Source organism: Pandoraea sp. NPDC087047, assembly GCF_044745225.1.
In the GTDB taxonomy this organism is placed as follows: domain Bacteria; phylum Pseudomonadota; class Gammaproteobacteria; order Burkholderiales; family Burkholderiaceae; genus Pandoraea.
This window is the reverse complement of the sequence record NZ_JBIUZU010000009.1, coordinates 195058-212577: the sequence shown is the minus strand read 5'-3', so window position 1 is coordinate 212577 and position 17520 is coordinate 195058. Positions and strand designations below refer to the sequence as shown.

Below are 17520 nucleotides of genomic sequence, written 5' to 3'. Positions count from 1 at the left end.
ATCCGGCTGCTGAGGCCAGGCGTGAGACGAAGGATGGCGACCATGCCGTTTCCTTCGCATCGTCCAGGCGATTGCAACAGTCCGTCTTCCCAATACATCCGCAGGAGAATCCAGGTCCATGCGTTCGGTCATCGCCGATGCCAAGCGGCTCGTGGTGAAAGTGGGCTCCAGTCTCGTGACCAACGACGGTCGCGGGCTGGATGATGTCGCTATTGCGCGTTGGGCGCAGCAGATCGCCGCGTTGCGGCATGGGGGCGACGGACGTTCGCCAAAGCAGGTCGTGCTCGTGAGTTCAGGCGCGATTGCGGAGGGGATGCAGCGTCTGGGCTGGGCACGCCGCCCGAAGGCCATCGACGAATTACAGGCCGCCGCCGCTGTCGGCCAGATGGGCCTCGCGCAGGTCTACGAGACTCGCTTCGCCGAGCATGGCGTGCGGACCGCACAGATTCTTCTCACGCATGCCGATCTGGCCGACCGCGAACGCTATCTGAACGCGCGCACGACGTTGCTGACATTGCTGCGTCTGGGCGTGGTGCCGATCATCAACGAGAACGACACGGTCGTGACCGACGAAATCAAGTTCGGTGACAACGACACCCTCGGGGCGCTCGTCACCAATCTGATCGACGGCGACGCGCTGGTGATCCTGACCGACCAATCGGGCCTGTACACGGCCGATCCGCGCAAGAACCCCGATGCCGAGTTCGTGCACGAGGCCGAGGCGGGCGACGAACGTCTTGAGGCGATGGCCGGCGGCGCGGGCACCAACATCGGCCGCGGCGGCATGCTGACCAAGATTCTGGCCGCCAAGCGTGCGGCGACGAGCGGTGCGCACACCGTTATCGCATCGGGGCGCGAGGCTGACGTGCTGGTGCGTCTGGCCGGCGGCGAAGCCATCGGCACGCAGTTGGTGGCACGCACGGCCGTGCTCACCGCCCGCAAGCAGTGGATGGCCGATCATTTGCAGGTGCGCGGACGCGTGGTGATCGACGCGGGCGCTTGCAAGAAGCTGATGGAAGAGGGCAAGAGTCTGCTGCCGATCGGTGTGATCGACGTCGAAGGCACGTTCGCGCGCGGTGAGGTCATCGCCTGTCTGGACGAAGCCGGTCACGAGATCGCACGGGGACTGTCGAACTACAGCGCGTCGGAGACACGCCTCATTCGTCGCCATCCGAGCAGCGATATCGAGCAGGTGCTGGGCTTCGCGAACGAGCCCGAACTGATCCATCGCGATAATCTGATTTTGCGGTAAACCGCCGTGCGCTGAACTGCGGGGCGAGCGTTTTGCGTCCGTCAGCGGTTCGTCGACGGTCCGTCAGAAGCCAAAAAACGCCGGCACGACAATCGTGACCGGCGTTTTTCATTGCATTGACGTTGTGTGTGGACGATGCGTGTCCACCGCAGCCTCAGCGATAGTTCGGATTGGTTGTCGGATAGCGCAGGTTCTGCACGATGTCCTTGGCGCTGCCGTACGGGGTCTTGTCCTGGCAGAGATAGTCGCGGTACAGAATGCCCTGATAGGCCGTCGAACCGTACGGGCGAATCGGACGCCATTCGCTGTTGCGCGCCGGTGCCCAGGTGCCGTCCGGGCGGCCGGTGGCGTACAGACGCGTCTCGAACGTCGAGCAATGCATGCCTTCGTACGAGACGTTGCGCGCCCCTTCCTTGCTGCGGATGACAGCGATGTAGCGAACCACGCCATCTTCCTTCGTGACCTGGATCGACTTCACGTCGATGGCGTAATCCAGCGTGGCGTTCGGCGTCGTGGGGAAGCTCACCAGATCTGCGTCCTGCGGAGCTGTCGTCGGCAGGGTGACATCTGCTTCCTTCCACTTGCTCTTGCTGGCTTCTTGCTGAGCCAGGTATTCGTCAAAGTCTTGTACGGGTTGCGACGTGCTGCTGCAAGCCGCGATCAGCGCGAGAGCGGCCAGGGAGACAAGCGTGGCCAGGCGCGGGGCGCGGCGGGCAATGGAAGGACGCATGGAATGTGGTCGAGAAGTCGGTTGGACGGCAGATGAACGAAAGCGGGCTATCCGCGCGGTGTCCCGAAGGACACTGGGTCAAAAAAATCGGGCGCAGGCATGATGCCCGCGTCCGGTGTTGGGACAGGCCGGCAGCCGCGCCGGTTCAGTGCTCCCGGCGGTGCTGTACGTCGGCGCTGACGCCCGTCTCGGCATTGGCTGCCGGTTCGGTCGCGTCGTCATCACCATCGCCGCTGCCGTAGCCGTCGTCGTGCTCGTGCGACGCATCCGTGGCACCCGGCGGCATCTCGCCGAGGCGAGCCCCGGCGCGCGGAAACCGCCGCCGATCCTGCTGGGTGCGCGTTGCCGAGCGTCGCAGATACCGCGAGAGTTCGTTCAAAGCGAGTTGATAGACCTCGCGCTTGAACTCGATCACGGCGTCGAGCGGCACCCAGTACTCGTTCCAGCGCCACGCATCGAACTCGGGATGATCGGTGGCGCGCAGGCAGATATCGCAGTCACGACCGACCATGCGCAGCAGGAACCAGATCTGCTTCTGGCCCCGGTAATGTCCGCGCACTTCGCGTTTGATGAACTTGTCCGGCACCTCGTAACGCAGCCAGTCGCGTGTGCGACCGATGATTTTGACGTGTTCTGGCTTTAGCCCGGTTTCCTCGTGCAATTCTCGGAACATGGCCTGTTCTGGCGTTTCGCCGTACTTGATGCCGCCTTGCGGGAACTGCCAGGAGTGCTCGCCCAGCCGCTTGCCCCAGAACACTTCATTGCGTGCGTTTAAGAGGATGATGCCGACGTTCGGGCGAAAGCCTTCACGGTCCAGCATACAACCACCCTTGAATCCTTTAAAATTGCTTCGATTATAAACAGATAATCACCGGCGCGGCGGCCGGCGGCGGCTCGGGCAACCGGGGCGGCGCGTATGGCCGGCGGGTGTCTCGGGGGCTGCGACGACGTCCGGTGACGTTATCAGGCTCCCCCGGCCCCGCGCCCGGCAACAGACCGAACCGCCGTGCGCGCCGTTGACCCTCATTTTTCCCGGAAATCTGCATGAAAGCCTCTCGTTTCTTCATCGGCACCCTCAAGGAAGCCCCCGCCGACGCCGAAATCGTCAGCCACAAGCTGATGATGCGCGCCGGCATGATTCGCCGCGTTGCCGGCGGTATCTACGATTACCTGCCGATCGGCCTGCGCTCGATCCGCAAGGTCGAAGCCATCGTCCGTGAAGAAATGAACCGCGCCGGTGCGCTCGAACTGCTCATGCCGGCCGTGCAGCCGGCCGAACTGTGGCAGGAATCGGGCCGCTGGGAGAAGTACGGCCCGGAACTGCTGCGTCTGAAAGATCGCAACGACCGCGAATTCGTCGTCGGCCCGACCCACGAAGAAGTGGTGACGGACATCGCCCGTCGCGAAATCAAGAGCTACCGCCAACTGCCGGTGAACTTCTATCAGGTGCAGACGAAGTTCCGTGACGAGATTCGTCCGCGTTTCGGCGTAATGCGTGGCCGCGAATTCATCATGAAGGACGCCTACTCCTTCGATAAGGATCGTGCCGGCTTGCAGGTTTCCTACCAGAAGATGTTCGACGCCTACGTGCGCATCTTCACTCGCCTGGGCCTGGAATTCCGTGCCGTGGTGGCCGATAACGGCTCCATCGGCGGCTCGGGTTCGCACGAGTTCCACGTGATCGCCGAGACCGGTGAAGACGCCATCGCCTACTGCCCGACGTCGGACTACGCGGCCAACGTTGAGATGGCCGAGGCGCTGGCGCCGCAAGGCGAGCGAGCCGCACCGGCCGAGGCGATGACCAGGACCGCCACGCCGGGCAAGGCCAAGTGCGAAGCCGTCGCGGAGCTGCTCTCGATTCCGCTTGAGCGCACCGTCAAGTCGATCGTGCTCGCGACCGACAGCGAAGACACGGGCACGACCGTCTGGCTGTTGCTGCTGCGCGGCGATCACGAACTCAACGAGATCAAGGCAAGCAAGGTGCCGGGTCTGGCCGGCCTGCGCTTCGCCAGCGAAGCGGAGATCGTCGAATGGTTCGGCACGCCGCCGGGCTACCTGGGCCCGATCGGCACGAAGAAGCCGGTGAAGCTCGTGGTCGATCGCAGCGTCGCGCAGATGAGCGACTTTGTCGTCGGCGCGAACGAAGCCGATTTCCACATCACGGGCGTGAACTGGGGCCGCGATCTGCCGGCACCGGAAGTCGTGGCCGATCTGCGCAACATCGTGCCGGGCGACGCGTCGCCGGACGGCAAGGGCGAGATCGCGCTGTGCCGCGGTATCGAAGTCGGTCACGTGTTCCAATTGGGGACGAAGTACTCGGATGCCATGAACGCCACGTTCCTCGACGAGACCGGCAAGCCGGCGCCGATGGAAATGGGCTGCTACGGCATTGGGATTACGCGTATTCTCGGCGCGGCCATCGAGCAGAACTTCGACGATCGCGGCATCATCTGGCCTGAGTCCATTGCGCCGTTCGAAGTGGTGCTGTGCCCGATGGGTTACGACCGTAGCGACGCCGTGCGTGCGGCGGCCGACACGCTGTACGAGGAACTGCTGGCCGCAGGCGTCGACGTGATTCTGGATGACCGTGGCGAGCGCCCTGGCGTGATGTTCGCCGATTGGGAGCTGATCGGCGTGCCGCATCGTGTGGTGATCGGCGATCGTGGCCTGAAGGACGGCAAGATCGAGTATCAGGGCCGTCGCGACACCGAAGCCCAACTGCTCGACGCCGCCAGCGTCGCAGAAGTCGTCACCGGCAAGGTGCGCACCGCCAAGGCGGTCTGAGCAAAGCCGCATGTGACGTGCCGCCGGTGAGTTGCCGGCGACGCGTCGCAGGGCGCTCATCCCGAACGGCATTCTCTGACGGCAGTCGCCCCGGCGGCTGCCGTTGTCATATCTGAAAGCGTTGTCTGTATGGAATATACGTTCGCGTCAGCGACAGTGCTGTTGCTGCTCATCACCGATCCGTTCGGCAATATCCCCATTTTTGTGAATGCACTGAAAAATGTGCCGGCCCATCGACGCCCGCGCGTGATCGTGCGCGAGGTGCTGATTGCGTTCGCGATCCTGCTGCTCTTCATGCTGGTGGGCGAGCGGTTCCTGCGCATGATGAGTCTCACCGACCTGTCGTTGCAATTGGCCGGCGGCATTGTGCTGTTCCTGATCGCATTGCGAATGATCTTTCCACGACCTGACAGCGGTTCGTTGCCCGACGCCGGCGAGCCGCTCATCGTGCCGCTCGCGATTCCGGCGCTGGCTGGACCGTCGGCGCTCGCGACCGTCATGCTGCTCGTGTCGCAGCAACCGGGACGTATGCTCGAATGGATCACCGCGCTGTGTGTGACGATGGCCGTCTGCGCAGTCGTGCTGCTGCTCGCCGATCGTATCGAGCGATGGGTGGGCTCGCGCGTAGTGACGGCGTTCGAGCGTCTGATGGGGCTGATTCTGGTGGCGATCTCGGTGGAGATGATCCTCAAGGGCGTGAGGGCCTTCGTGCACCAGTTCTGATCGGCAGACCGACAGACGGACGATGCAAAAGAAGAGGGACCTTGTGCTTGCACAGGCCCCTTTCTCTATTTGCGGGATGCCGTCCCCGCGGCGGCGCTACGCCTGACGTCGCGATTAACGCGGCGTCGTCAGCGCGCGGATCGCGGGCAGGTTACGCCAGTAACCCTTGGCGTCCATGCCGCAGCCGAACACATAACGATCCGGCACGGTGAAGCCACAGAAATCCGGATGCGACGGCTTGTCCTTCGCCAGGATCTTCTCGCACAGCACGGCGCTGTAGAACTTCGATGCACCCATCTCCAGAATCCGGTCGCGAATCGCGGCCATGGTGGCGCCTTCGTCGAGGATGTCGTCGAGCACGAGCACCACGCGATCGCGCACCGAGTCGCGCGGCGCCACGCGCCACTGCATCGCACCACCGGTGGTGGTGTTGTTGTAGCGCGAGAGGTGGATGTAGTCGAACTCGAGCGGGAAGTCGAGGCGCGGCAGCAGCATGCCGGTAAAGACGGCCGCGCCGCCCATGACCGACAGCACCATCGGGAATTCGTCGCCAATGGCTTGCTTGATGGCCGTAGCCATCGTGTCGACGGATCGGTTGACCTCGTCGGCGGAGACGATTTCTTCGGAATTACGGAATACTTCGAGCGCTTCTTCGCGGTTCATATGGGGCGACCCTGTGAAACGATGTTGCGGGGGGATATCGCTTATGCGGCCCGGAGTATATCTGGAAAACGTAGCGCAAAGCCCGCACGTTCGACCGGACCGCGACCGGATGAGACCAAATCAGCGCATGCCGGGCATCATGCCCTTCATGCTGCGCATCATCTTCATCATGCCACCGCCTTTGAGTTTCTTCATCATGGTGCGCATCTGATCGTACTGATTGAGCATGCGGTTGACCTCCTGCACCTGAACGCCGGCGCCGGCGGCGATACGGCGCTTGCGGCTCGCCTTGATCAGTTCCGGCTTGGCGCGCTCGGCGGGCGTCATCGAATTGATGATGCCTTCCATGCGGCGCACCTGCTTCTCGGCCTGATCCATGTTCGTCTGGCTGGCGGCGGCCTGGAACTGGGCAGGCAGCTTGTCCATGAGCGACGACAGGCCGCCCATCTTCTTCATCTGCCCGATCTGCGCCTTGAAGTCGTTCAAGTCGAAGGCGCCGCCTTTCTTGACCTTCTCGGCGAGCTTCTGTGCGGCTTGGACGTCAACGCCGCGTTGCGCCTCCTCGACGAGCGCGAGAATGTCGCCCATGCCGAGAATCCGGTTCGCCATGCGGTCCGGGTGGAAGACTTCGAGGCCGTCGAGCTTTTCACCGACGCCAACGAACTTGATCGGCTTGCCAGTGATGTGCCGCACCGACAGCGCTGCGCCGCCGCGCGAGTCGCCGTCGAGCTTGGTGAGCACCACGCCGGTGAGCGGCAGCGCGTCGTTGAAGGCGCGGGCGGTGTTCACGGCGTCTTGACCGAGCATGGCATCGACGACGAAAAGCGTTTCGATCGGTTTCAGTTCGGCGTGCAGGGCGCTGATTTCCTGCATCATCACTTCGTCGATACCGAGACGGCCGGCCGTGTCGACGAGCAGCACTTCGTGGTGATGGCGACGCGCCCAGTCGACGGCCGCGCGGGCGATGTCGACCGGCTTCTGATCGGGTTGCGACGGGAAGAAGTCGGCGTCGACCTGCTTCGTCACCGTCTCCAGCTGCGCGATAGCGGCGGGACGGTAGACGTCGGTGGAGACCGTGAGGACTTTCTTCTTCTGGGCGCGCAGCAGCTTGGCGAGCTTACCGACGGTGGTCGTCTTACCGGCACCTTGCAGACCGGCCATCAGAATGATGGCAGGCGGGGTGGTGGCAAGATCGAGTTCCGCGGCGCGGCCTTCGTAATCGCCGCCCATGAGTGCCGTGAGTTCGCGCTGCACCACGCCCACGAGGGCCTGGCCGGGCGAGAGGCTGGAGATGACTTCCTCGCCGAGGGCCTTTTCCTTCACCTTGGCGATGAAATCGCGCACCACCGGCAGGGCGACGTCGGCCTCGAGCAGGGCGAGACGCACTTCGCGCAGCATTTCCTGCGTGTTGGCCTCGGTCAGTCGGGCTTCGCCGCGCAGCGTCTTGACGACCTTGGCAAGGCGCGTAGTGAGATTGTCGAGCATGAAACGTATCCTGTAAGACCTGCTGCGGCCTTGTGGGCCTGCCCTCCCTGCCTTGGCAAGGCAGTGGCAGGCACGGCAGCGCGCCCCTCATGGGCTGGTGTAAACTTCAAACATGACTATTTTACTGTATGCGCTGACCGCCATCCTCTACGCCGGGTTGGCGGTTTGTTCGTGGCAAGGGTACCGGCGCGACGCCGCGCTCGCACTCGCGGGCGGGCAGGTCGCGCCTGCGCCTGTCGCGGGCACGCCCTCACGCTGGACGATGCAGCTTTCGCTGTTCGCCGCGCTCTTGCTGCACGGGGTGTTGCTGCATCAGACGATCTTCCGCGCAGACAGTATGCACTTCGGTTTCGCGTACATGCTCTCGGCCATGTTGTGGCTCTCGGTGGGCATCTACTGGATCGAAAGTTTTTTCTTCCCGCTCGACAGCCTGCGACTGATGGTCACACCCGTGGCCGCCGTCGCCTGCCTGCTGCCGATGATTTTTCCGGATGTGCGCATTCTCGGCTTTGCGGCGGATCCGATCTTCAAGGCGCACTTCATCATCGCCAACATGGCCTACGGTCTGTTCGCGCTCGCGGCGCTGCACGCGTTGCTGATGATCTATGCCGAGCGGCAGTTGCATCCGTCGCGCAGCAACGAGGCGACCGGTTGGCTGTCTCGCTGGCTTGAGACGCTGCCGCCGCTGCTCACGATGGAAAAGCTGCTGTTCAGGCTGATCGGCGCGGGGTTCGTGCTGCTGACCCTGACGCTGATCTCGGGCGTGATGTTCTCCGAGGCGCTCTTCGGGCGCGCGGTGCGCATCGATCACAAGACCGTGTTCGCAGTGGTGTCGTGGCTGATGTTCGGCGCGGTGCTGCTCGGACGGCATTTTTACGGGTGGCGCGGCAAGGTCGCGCTGCGTTGGGTTCTGGCGTCGTTCGTGGCGCTTTTGCTGGCGTATGTCGGTTCTCGCTTCGTGCTAGAGGTGGTGCTGCATCGCATGACGGAGACTTGAAGCGCGATGCGCAATATCCTGCTGTTACTTCTGCTCTTGATCGCCGGGACGTGGTGGATGCGTCACAACGAGCGCAAGCGCAATACGGAACGTCCAGAGCGCAATGAGCGCATGCGTACGCCGCCCGGAAGCGGCGCGCGTACGACGGCGAGTCAGTCGCTCCCGCCTGCCGAGCGCATGGTGCGTTGCAGTGAGTGCGATACCTATCTTCCCGAGAGCGAAGCCATCGCGGGCGTCGACGGCAAGCATTTTTGCAGCGGCGCGCATCGCGACGCCCATCTCGCGCGCGAACGCCGCGCCTGAGTCCCGCTGCGCGACCACACCGCGCAGCGATTCGGCATTCGTGGCCCTCTCCCAGCCTCCTTCGGGCCTTCTTCCGGCCGCTCCCCTCATGCCTGCCGGCGCTCATCGGGCGCCCCGGCTTGCGCATGGCTGTCGCATGCACTAAAACACAGTAACGGACCCCGTCCCCAAGAACACCAACGAAGGGGCGCGACCACAGGAGGCGCAATATGCTAATGCGCAGACGGATGTATTTTCTTCTTCCGGATCTGGCCAGTGCCCAGCGCACGATGAGCGATCTGTTGCTCGCCCGGGTCGAGGAGCGTCACATCCACTTTATGGCACGTGACGAAATGGAACTGGAGGGACTGCACGAGGCTAACCTGCTACAGACTTCCGATATCGTGCACGGCGCAGAAGCCGGGCTCGTGATCGGGGGCTTCTGTGGTCTGGCAGTCGGTGCAGTCGCCGCGTTTTTCCCCATCGTGGGCACGCGTCCCCAGTGGGAGTTGATGATCGTGACCGCACCGCTGGGCGCCCTGTTCGGCGCGTGGGTGTCGAGCATGATCGGAGTTTCGGTGCCGAACTCGCGCCTCAAAGCGTTTCGTGAACCGCTCGAGCGCGGCATGATTTTGCTGATGGTGGATGTGCGCGAAGGGCGGGTCGACGAGATTCGCGAGATGCTCAAGGAGCATCATCCCGAGGCGCATATGGAAGGCGTCGAGGCGGCGATTCCGGCATTTCCGTGATCGCGGCGTAAATCGGAGGGGAATGAGATCGACGACGGGGTGGACGCGGGAGACAAGTTTCACTGGCCGGCAACGGCCATTGGCGTCGCCCCTGTGAGCGGCGCGGGATGGTGCGTGTGTTGATTGACATGAGCGCGATGCCATCCCCGGGCGTGGTCACGCCCACGGAAGCCTCTCGGCTAAGTCGGGCGAGGGGCTTCTTCTTTGGATGGCGCCCAATATGACGCTGCCAACCCGTCAACCCGGTGCAAGCCCCCGCCAGACCGGCTGCCGGCGACTTCACGCCAAGTGGGCTACAATGCCACCCCTCGCTCTACGGGAGTTCGTTGGTGCCCGTCATGCTCCAGTCATCTGCGTCCCCTAACGTTGCCCTCCGGTCGTTTGACCTGCCTGGCCAGTGCGGCCCGGCCGACAAGTGCGCCTTGCTGTCGCGAGGTGACGCATGAACGCGCCGGATCAACTGCCAGCATTCACGCTCGACACCGACGGCTGGATACGGGAAGCCGAGCGTGCGCCTTCGCCGAACTTCGACGTTCGTCCGGACGGTATGCCGATTGGCCTGCTCGTGGTGCACAACATCTCGCTGCCGCCGGGGCAATTCGGTGGCGACGAAATCCCCGCGTTCTTCCAGAACCGGCTCGACCACGATGCGCATCCGTTCTTCGACGAGATCCGCGGCGTGCAGGTCTCGGCGCACTTTCTGGTGCGTCGCGATGGTGCGTTGCAGCAGTTCGTGTCGTGCGATGCACGGGCGTGGCACGCAGGGACTTCGTCGTTCGAGGGGCGTACGCGCTGCAACGATTTCTCAATCGGCGTTGAACTGGAAGGGACGGACGACCTGCCGTTTACTACGGCGCAGTACATCACGCTGGCGGCGCTCACGCGTGTTTTGCGTGAGCATTATCCGATTCAAGCCGTGGCCGGGCATGCCGATATAGCACCTGGTCGGAAGACGGACCCGGGACCGCATTTCGAGTGGCGGAGATTGCGTCGGATGGCGGGGCTGGAAGCGGGCGATTTGCCATTTCAGGCAGCCGATTAACCCTCACCCGAGGACAGGTTTTGCTTGACATGGCGATGGCACGGGGCTTCCCGGCGACAGAAATTTTTGATTTTGCGGAGTGCGTCATCTCCACTATACTTAGTGCCAATCCGGCCACCAACCACTATATGTAGTGGTCGACGACCGGAAGCAATATCCATCAATACCGTGCTTGCCCCGCGGCGTTTTGTGGGGCGGTACAGCAGCAAAGCCGTGCAGCGGACACCTCGAACCCTTGGCCGTCCGTCGGTCGTGCGGTGTTCAGCACTTCGCTCCATCGGCGCCCCCAGGGCGCATTTTTGCCGACTGTAGTAGCTGGTAGAAACGCGCTAACAGCACCATCTCATTGGAACGGGAGTTTTTACATGCAGACTAACGAAAACCTCACCCGCCCGAACCCGACGCCCGCCGCGAATGTCGGCAGTGGCACGGGTGCGTCGGCGCCCCAGACGACGGGCGCATTCGAGCCGGCCACCAACGCCGACTTCAAAGTGATCCGACGCAACGGCACGGTGGTGGGTTTCGAGCCGTCGAAGATCGCGATCGCCGTGACTAAGGCGTTCCTGGCTGTGAACGGCGGTCAGGGTGCGGCTTCGGCGCGCGTACGTGAGCTCGTGGAGCAATTGACGGAAAACGTCGTGCGCGCATTGGTGCGCAGCCGCCCGAACGGCGGTACGTTCCACATCGAAGACATTCAGGATCAGGTCGAACTCGCGCTCATGCGCGAAGGCGAGCACAACGTGGCTCGCGCCTATGTGCTGTACCGCGAGAAGCGTTCGCAAGAGCGCGCTCACGCCGTCGAGACCACGCAAGAGGCGGCAACGCCCGACGCCCCGGTGTTGCATGTCACCGACAACGGCGTGACGCGTGCGCTCGATATGGGCGTGCTGCGTGGCGTGGTGCAGGCCGCTTGTGAGAACCTCGGTAGCGAAGTCGACGCCGAGCCGATCCTGACCGAGACCATCAAGAACCTGTACGACGGCGTGCCGCTGTCGCAGGTCTACGATTCCGCCATCCTCGCTTCGCGTACCCTCATCGAGAAGGAACCGGCATACAGCCAGGTCACCGCGCGTATCCTGATGCACACCATCCGCCGCGAAATCCTCGGCGAAGAAGTGCCGCAGGGCGAAATGGCTGCGCGATACATCGAGTACTTCCCGCGCTTCATCAAGCAAGGCGTTGACGCCGAACTGCTCGACGAGCAACTGCTCTCGTTCGATCTGGTCAAGCTGGCCGCTGCGCTCGACGCGTCGCGCGACCTGCAGTTCAACTACCTTGGCCTGCAAACGCTGTACGACCGCTACTTCCTGCACATCGACAGCCATCGCATCGAAATGCCGCAGGCGTTCTACATGCGCGTGGCGATGGGGCTGGCGCTGAACGAAGTCGAGCGCGAAGCGCGTGCGATCGAGTTCTATCAGATCCTGTCGAGCTTCGACTTCATGAGCTCGACGCCGACGCTGTTCAACTCGGGCACGCGCCGCTCGCAGCTCTCGTCGTGCTACCTGACGACCGTCTCGGACGATCTGGAAGGCATTTACGAAGCCCTCAAGGAAAACGCGCTGCTCTCGAAGTTCGCCGGCGGTCTGGGCAACGACTGGACGCAGGTTCGCGCGCTCGGCTCGCACATCAAGGGCACGAACGGCAAGAGCCAGGGCGTGGTGCCGTTCCTGAAAGTGGTCAATGACACGGCTGTGGCCGTGAACCAGGGCGGCAAGCGCAAGGGCGCGGTTTGCGCCTATCTGGAAACGTGGCACCTGGACATCGAAGAATTCCTGGAGCTGCGCAAGAACACGGGCGACGACCGTCGCCGCACGCACGACATGAACACGGCGAACTGGATTCCCGATCTGTTCATGAAGCGTGTGATGGAAGGTGCGGAATGGACGCTGTTCTCGCCGTCGACCTGCCCGGATCTGCACGACAAGTACGGCAAGGCGTTCGAACAGGCTTACACGGCTTACGAAGAGAAGGCTGCGCGCGGCGAGATCAAGCTGTTCAAGAAGGTGCCGGCACAAGCCCTGTGGCGCAAGATGCTGGGCATGCTGTTCGAAACCGGCCATCCGTGGATCACGTTCAAGGATCCGTGCAACATCCGCTCGCCGCAGCAACACGTGGGCGTGGTGCACTCGTCGAACCTGTGCACGGAAATCACGCTCAATACGAGCGAGACCGAAATCGCCGTGTGTAACCTCGGCTCGGTGAACCTCGTGGCTCACCTGAAGCAGACGGCGAACGGCTACGAACTGGATCACGACAAGCTGCAACGCACCATTCGTGTGGCGATGCGCATGCTCGACAACGTCATCGACATCAATTACTACGCGGTGGCGAAGGCGCGCAATTCGAACCTGCATCACCGTCCGGTGGGCATGGGCATCATGGGTTTCCAGGACTGCCTGCACCTGCTGCGCACGCCGTATGCGTCGAACGCTGCTGTCGAGTTCGCCGACCGCTCGATGGAAGCCGTTTGCTACTACGCTTACTGGGCGTCGACCGAGCTGGCCAAGGAACGCGGTCAGTACTCGTCGTACAAGGGCTCGCTGTGGGATCGTGGCATCCTGCCGCAAGACTCGCTCAAGCTGCTGGCCGAAGAGCGCGGTGGTTACGTCGACGTTGACCTCTCGAGCACGCTCGAGTGGGACAGCCTGCGCAAGCACATCGCAGCGCACGGCATGCGCAACTCGAACTGCGTGGCGATCGCGCCGACCGCAACGATCTCGAACATCATCGGCGTCTCGGCCTGTATCGAGCCGACGTTCCAGAACCTGTACGTGAAGTCGAACCTGTCGGGCGAGTTCACGGTCGTCAACGAGTATCTGGTGCGTGACCTGAAGGCCCGGGGTCTGTGGGACGAAGTGATGGTCGCCGACCTGAAGTACTTCGACGGCTCGCTCGCTCGTATCGACCGCGTACCGGCCGATCTGCGCGAGATCTATGCCACGGCGTTCGAAGTCGAGCCGAAGTGGCTGGTCGAGGCGGCGTCGCGTCGTCAAAAGTGGATCGATCAGGCGCAGTCGCTCAACATCTATATGGCCGGTGCATCGGGCAAGAAGCTCGACGAGACGTACAAGCTGGCCTGGACGCGTGCACTCAAGACCACGTACTACCTGCGTACGATGGCCGCGACGCACGTCGAGAAGTCGACGGTGAGCCACGGCGCGCTGAACGCGGTGCCGAGCTCGGGCGGTGTGTCGGGTGGCTTCTCGGCCGAGCCGACCTCGCCGCTGGCGCAGCCGATGCCGGAAGCCGAAGGCGCTGTCTGCACGATGCGTCCGGGCGACCCCGGCTTCGAAGAGTGCGAAGCGTGCCAGTAAGCTGAGTGTGATGCGGTGCCGCATGCGACATGCGGCACTCGCCATCGGGAAAACCCCGTCGGCCCGCAAGGGCGACGGGGTTTTTCTTTTGCGACGTTGGGTTGTGCGGCGCTCAGGCCCGGTCAGACCCGATCAGGCGAGATCAGGCCAGGTCGATGCGCATCGACAGATCGAGCGTCTCGCCGTGGGCGAGCACGACATGATCGTCGTCGAACTCGCCCACGCGGTGCGTCGACGGCTCCAGGCACAGATAGGGGCGCCCGGCGGGCGAGTGCAGCACGAGCCAGGTGGCGTCGTCGCTGCGTACCGTTGCGCTGCGCAGGCCGCCCGCATAGTCGATACGTGCGTCGAAGCGTCCCGATTCGGCGGGCACTTCGGCGAACCAGGTCGAGCGTCCGCCGGTATCGAGGCCGCCGCCGACCGACACCACTTCCATCGCCCCGACATGCACGCGTTGCTCGCTCGGCCAGCGAATGTCCTCCGACGGTGAGCGCCAGACGGCCTCGGACTCGAACGTCAGGCGAGCGCCCGCGGGCCAGCGGAAGTAGGGGTGCAAACCGAGCCCGGCCGGCATCTCCTGCGTTGACAGATTGGTGAGCGACAGTTGCATGTCGACGCCATGCTCGTCGAGCGTCACCGCGAGATACGCCTGATAGTGCCAGGGCCATTCCGGCTGGGCGGGGCAGTCGAGTTGCAGCACGCAGCAGTGCGGGCTTTCGTCGACGACGTCCCACACACGCCGCAGCCCCCAGCCGTGCAGCGAACTCGACGCCGCCGGCGACTCGTGAACGGCAATCGCGCGCTCGCGCCAGTGCAGCGTGTCGTCGCGCAGCATATTGGTATAGGGCAGCATCGGAAACGCACCCGCTTTGGGCCATTCGTCAGACGAGAACGGCTCGGTGCCGAGCGGCACGAGGTAGTCGAACAGATCGCCGCGGGTGTCGCGGCGAGCGAGTCGCGAGAGGCGGGCGCCGCAACCGGGCTGTACCTCGGCGACGAGGGGGCCCTTGGCGAGGCGGATCGGTTTGCCGGGCGTGAGGATCAGGGGTGTCGGGCCCGCGTGCCCTGCCTGTACGCCGTCGGCGAGTGGGGATGTCATCGTCAGTTCTCCTTTATTGGCGTCGGGAGGTGGCGCGCGCCGGAATCTTCCGCTCCGGTCTGCCGCGCAGTGACGCTTGCCGCACAGGATACGCCAATGCGCGGGCGCGTCGTTTTGATGCACTGCAAACCCTGTCGTGCGGCGTCGATTCATGGCAAGATGCCGGTCCCGCCAGACCGGAAGTCATTCGGCGGTGGAATGCTAGCAAACACTAGGTATAGTGGTGCTCGCATAATTCGACACAATATATAGTGTCGATTGACTGGAATGAGTGACGGTATTGTGCTAAATTGGAGTCATTCGATCGACGTCGGGAGGTCATGATGTTGCAAGTCAGAGATTGCAGCTTCGGAATCGACGCGATCGTTCAACTCAGCGCGAAAGCGCATCTGCCGCACCCCCAATACCAAGCATTGCCACTCGCGGATTTTCCGCCGTCATCGATACGCTGACGGCTGCACTATCGCAATTTTTTCGTCGGCCTTCGCATGCGAACGGCTGATCTGTCGCTTCGGCGATGCGCGCCCCACGCGTGTATCGCATCAACCTGAACGGACTGAGACCCTATGCTTAACTGGGAAGAAGACACCTCCGCTGCCAAGCCGGCAGCCCCTGCCGCCGCGCCGAACATTCTGGGCACGCAAGACGATACGCCGGCCACGATCGCTTCGGCGTCGACGCGTCGCGTGAGCGCATCGGACAAGCGCGTGATCAACGGCACGACGGACGTGAACCAACTGGTGCCGTTCAAGTACAAGTGGGCATGGGAAAAGTATCTGGCCGGTTGCGCAAACCACTGGATGCCGCAGGAAATCAACATGTCGCGCGACATCGCCTTGTGGAAAGACCCGAATGGTCTGACCGAAGACGAGCGCCGCATCATCAAGCGCAACCTCGGTTTCTTCGTGACGGCCGACTCGCTCGCAGCGAACAACATCGTGCTGGGCACCTATCGCCACATCACCGCGCCGGAGTGCCGTCAGTTCCTGCTGCGTCAGGCGTTTGAAGAGGCGATCCACACGCACGCTTATCAGTACATCGTCGAGAGCCTGGGTTTGGACGAAGGCGAGATCTTCAACGCATATCACGAAGTGCCGTCGATTCGCGACAAGGACGAGTTCCTGCTGCCGTTCATCGAAGTGGTTGCCGACCCGTCGTTCAAGACAGGCACGCAGGAAGCCGACCAGAAACTGCTGCGCTCGCTGATCGTGTTCGCCTGCATCATGGAAGGTCTGTTCTTCTACGTCGGCTTCACGCAGATTCTGGCGCTGGGCCGTCAGAACAAGATGACGGGTGCTGCGGAGCAATATCAGTACATCCTTCGCGACGAGTCGATGCACTGCAACTTCGGCATCGACCTCATCAACCAGGTGAAGCTGGAAAACCCGAACCTGTGGACGCCGGAGTTCCGCGAAGAGATTCGCGAGCTGTTCAAGAAGGCCGTCGAGCTTGAGTATCGCTATGCTGAAGACACGATGCCGCGCGGCGTGCTCGGTCTGAACGCTGCCATGTTCAAGAGCTATCTGCGCTTCATCGCGAACCGTCGTTGTGCCCAAATCGGTCTCGAGGCGCTCTACCCGAACGAAGAAAATCCGTTCCCGTGGATGAGCGAGATGATCGACTTGAAGAAGGAGCGCAACTTCTTCGAGACGCGAGTGATCGAGTACCAGACGGGTGGTGCATTGAGCTGGGACTAAGCATTGAGGGAAAAATGGATGCTCCGCGCAAAGCAAGCATCCATGCGGGTTTCGAGAGGGTGGTGTGTGTGGGCGTGGCACACGTGAGTGGCAGCAAGAGAAGTCGAAGAAGACGCGCTGCTCACACCCATCCTCCTCACTCGCGCGTTGAAGTTGTCGCTTCGCAAACGCATCGCACGCATCGACATGCGAGTGCGATGTGCATCAAAACAACAGATTGACTTCTTCGCGACGATTGATGTGCGCTTTTTTATGCACAAAGTATTAACATCGCATCACAAAAGAATTATTATTCGCTCAAATAAATTGCAGTCTCGATGAACACGCGAAAGCGCATTGCTTTCCTCCCGCACAGAGAGCTGGTAGTTACGGAGCGTAAAAACCTTGGTGCATAGCAAGCAGTATCGCTTATCCGCTATCGCAATCTCCTCCATCCCGATGACGGGACAGGCAAGCTACCCCCCGAAGAATCTGGCGAATTTCCTTTCTCAAGACAATCGAATTGCTGGCGGCAATGTCGCCGGCAATTTTTTTGCGCGCGTGAGCACTCATGGTTCGCATCACGCACGCAGCGCCGAATTCATTAGCGTAAGCCGTCGATGTCCGATGCGTACGCCGATGAATAGCCCGCTCGCCGGCGGTTCGCCGCACGGTGGTCGGGTTTCCTTCTCAGGTGGTTTGTTTGAGTGATCTCTCACGT

Annotated in this window: 15 protein-coding genes; 10 read left to right on the top strand and 5 right to left on the bottom strand. The window is 62.6% G+C overall.

Going from position 1 to position 17520, the window contains the following annotated elements:
* Positions 1 to 118 precede the first annotated feature (118 nt).
* A complete protein-coding gene (proB, locus tag ACIPHM_RS18825) occupies positions 119 to 1252 on the top strand; it encodes a glutamate 5-kinase (RefSeq protein ID WP_400331374.1) in 1134 nt (377 codons plus the stop codon).
* Between the two features lie 154 nt (positions 1253 to 1406).
* Here the strand turns inward: proB and ACIPHM_RS18820 are convergent, their stop codons facing one another.
* Together ACIPHM_RS18820 and ACIPHM_RS18815 are read right to left on the bottom strand one after the other, a co-directional pair.
* Positions 1407 to 1982, bottom strand: a complete 576-nt coding sequence (locus tag ACIPHM_RS18820; protein ID WP_400331372.1) for a CNP1-like family protein — start codon at positions 1980 to 1982, stop codon at positions 1407 to 1409.
* A gap of 145 nt (positions 1983 to 2127) precedes the next feature.
* Complete coding sequence (locus ACIPHM_RS18815) at positions 2128 to 2802, bottom strand: RNA pyrophosphohydrolase (RefSeq protein ID WP_400331370.1); 675 nt, start codon at positions 2800 to 2802, stop codon at positions 2128 to 2130.
* A 224-nt stretch (positions 2803 to 3026) separates the two neighbouring features.
* Here ACIPHM_RS18815 and ACIPHM_RS18810 point away from each other — a divergent pair, with 224 nt between their 5' ends.
* Together ACIPHM_RS18810 and ACIPHM_RS18805 are read left to right on the top strand one after the other, a co-directional pair.
* On the top strand, positions 3027 to 4766 hold the full coding sequence (locus ACIPHM_RS18810; RefSeq protein ID WP_400331369.1) for a proline--tRNA ligase: 1740 nt from the start codon (positions 3027 to 3029) through the stop codon (positions 4764 to 4766).
* Positions 4767 to 4895: 129 nt separating this feature from the next.
* Positions 4896 to 5489: a MarC family protein gene (locus tag ACIPHM_RS18805; protein ID WP_400331368.1), complete on the top strand. Its 594-nt coding sequence runs from the start codon at positions 4896 to 4898 to the stop codon at positions 5487 to 5489.
* 114 nt (positions 5490 to 5603) lie between these two features.
* On the opposite strand, the gene ACIPHM_RS18800 is transcribed toward ACIPHM_RS18805, so the two are convergent.
* A complete protein-coding gene (locus ACIPHM_RS18800) occupies positions 5604 to 6152 on the bottom strand; it encodes a hypoxanthine-guanine phosphoribosyltransferase (RefSeq protein WP_400331365.1) in 549 nt (182 codons plus the stop codon).
* Between the two features lie 120 nt (positions 6153 to 6272).
* Positions 6273 to 7637, bottom strand: a complete 1365-nt coding sequence (gene ffh, locus ACIPHM_RS18795) for a signal recognition particle protein (RefSeq protein ID WP_400331364.1) — start codon at positions 7635 to 7637, stop codon at positions 6273 to 6275.
* 112 nt (positions 7638 to 7749) lie between these two features.
* Between ffh and ACIPHM_RS18790 the strand changes: the two genes are divergently transcribed.
* The 5 genes from ACIPHM_RS18790 to ACIPHM_RS18770 all read left to right on the top strand — a co-directional run bounded on the left by ACIPHM_RS18790 (position 7750) and on the right by ACIPHM_RS18770 (position 14024).
* The gene (locus ACIPHM_RS18790) at positions 7750 to 8634 is read left to right on the top strand and encodes an inner membrane protein YpjD (protein ID WP_400331363.1); all 885 of its coding nucleotides are present in this window, start codon (positions 7750 to 7752) and stop codon (positions 8632 to 8634) included.
* Positions 8635 to 8640: 6 nt separating this feature from the next.
* Entirely contained in the window at positions 8641 to 8937 is a 297-nt protein-coding gene (locus ACIPHM_RS18785) for a PP0621 family protein (RefSeq protein WP_400331361.1), read from the top strand.
* A 215-nt stretch (positions 8938 to 9152) separates the two neighbouring features.
* A complete protein-coding gene (locus ACIPHM_RS18780; RefSeq protein ID WP_400331498.1) occupies positions 9153 to 9665 on the top strand; it encodes a DUF1269 domain-containing protein in 513 nt (170 codons plus the stop codon).
* Positions 9666 to 10107: 442 nt separating this feature from the next.
* Positions 10108 to 10707, top strand: a complete 600-nt coding sequence (gene ampD / locus ACIPHM_RS18775; RefSeq protein WP_400331359.1) for a 1,6-anhydro-N-acetylmuramyl-L-alanine amidase AmpD — start codon at positions 10108 to 10110, stop codon at positions 10705 to 10707.
* Positions 10708 to 11072: 365 nt separating this feature from the next.
* The gene (locus ACIPHM_RS18770) at positions 11073 to 14024 is read left to right on the top strand and encodes a ribonucleoside-diphosphate reductase subunit alpha (protein ID WP_400331356.1); all 2952 of its coding nucleotides are present in this window, start codon (positions 11073 to 11075) and stop codon (positions 14022 to 14024) included.
* A 142-nt stretch (positions 14025 to 14166) separates the two neighbouring features.
* Here the strand turns inward: ACIPHM_RS18770 and ACIPHM_RS18765 are convergent, their stop codons facing one another.
* On the bottom strand, positions 14167 to 15123 hold the full coding sequence (locus ACIPHM_RS18765) for a hypothetical protein (protein ID WP_400331353.1): 957 nt from the start codon (positions 15121 to 15123) through the stop codon (positions 14167 to 14169).
* Positions 15124 to 15689: 566 nt separating this feature from the next.
* On the opposite strand from ACIPHM_RS18765, the gene ACIPHM_RS18760 reads away from it, so the two are divergent.
* Both ACIPHM_RS18760 and ACIPHM_RS18755 read left to right on the top strand, forming a co-directional pair.
* Positions 15690 to 16820, top strand: coding sequence for a ribonucleotide-diphosphate reductase subunit beta (locus tag ACIPHM_RS18760; RefSeq protein ID WP_400331350.1), 1131 nt, complete (start codon positions 15690 to 15692; stop codon positions 16818 to 16820).
* Positions 16821 to 17204: 384 nt separating this feature from the next.
* Entirely contained in the window at positions 17205 to 17510 is a 306-nt protein-coding gene (locus ACIPHM_RS18755; RefSeq protein WP_400331348.1) for a hypothetical protein, read from the top strand.
* Positions 17511 to 17520 lie beyond the last annotated feature (10 nt).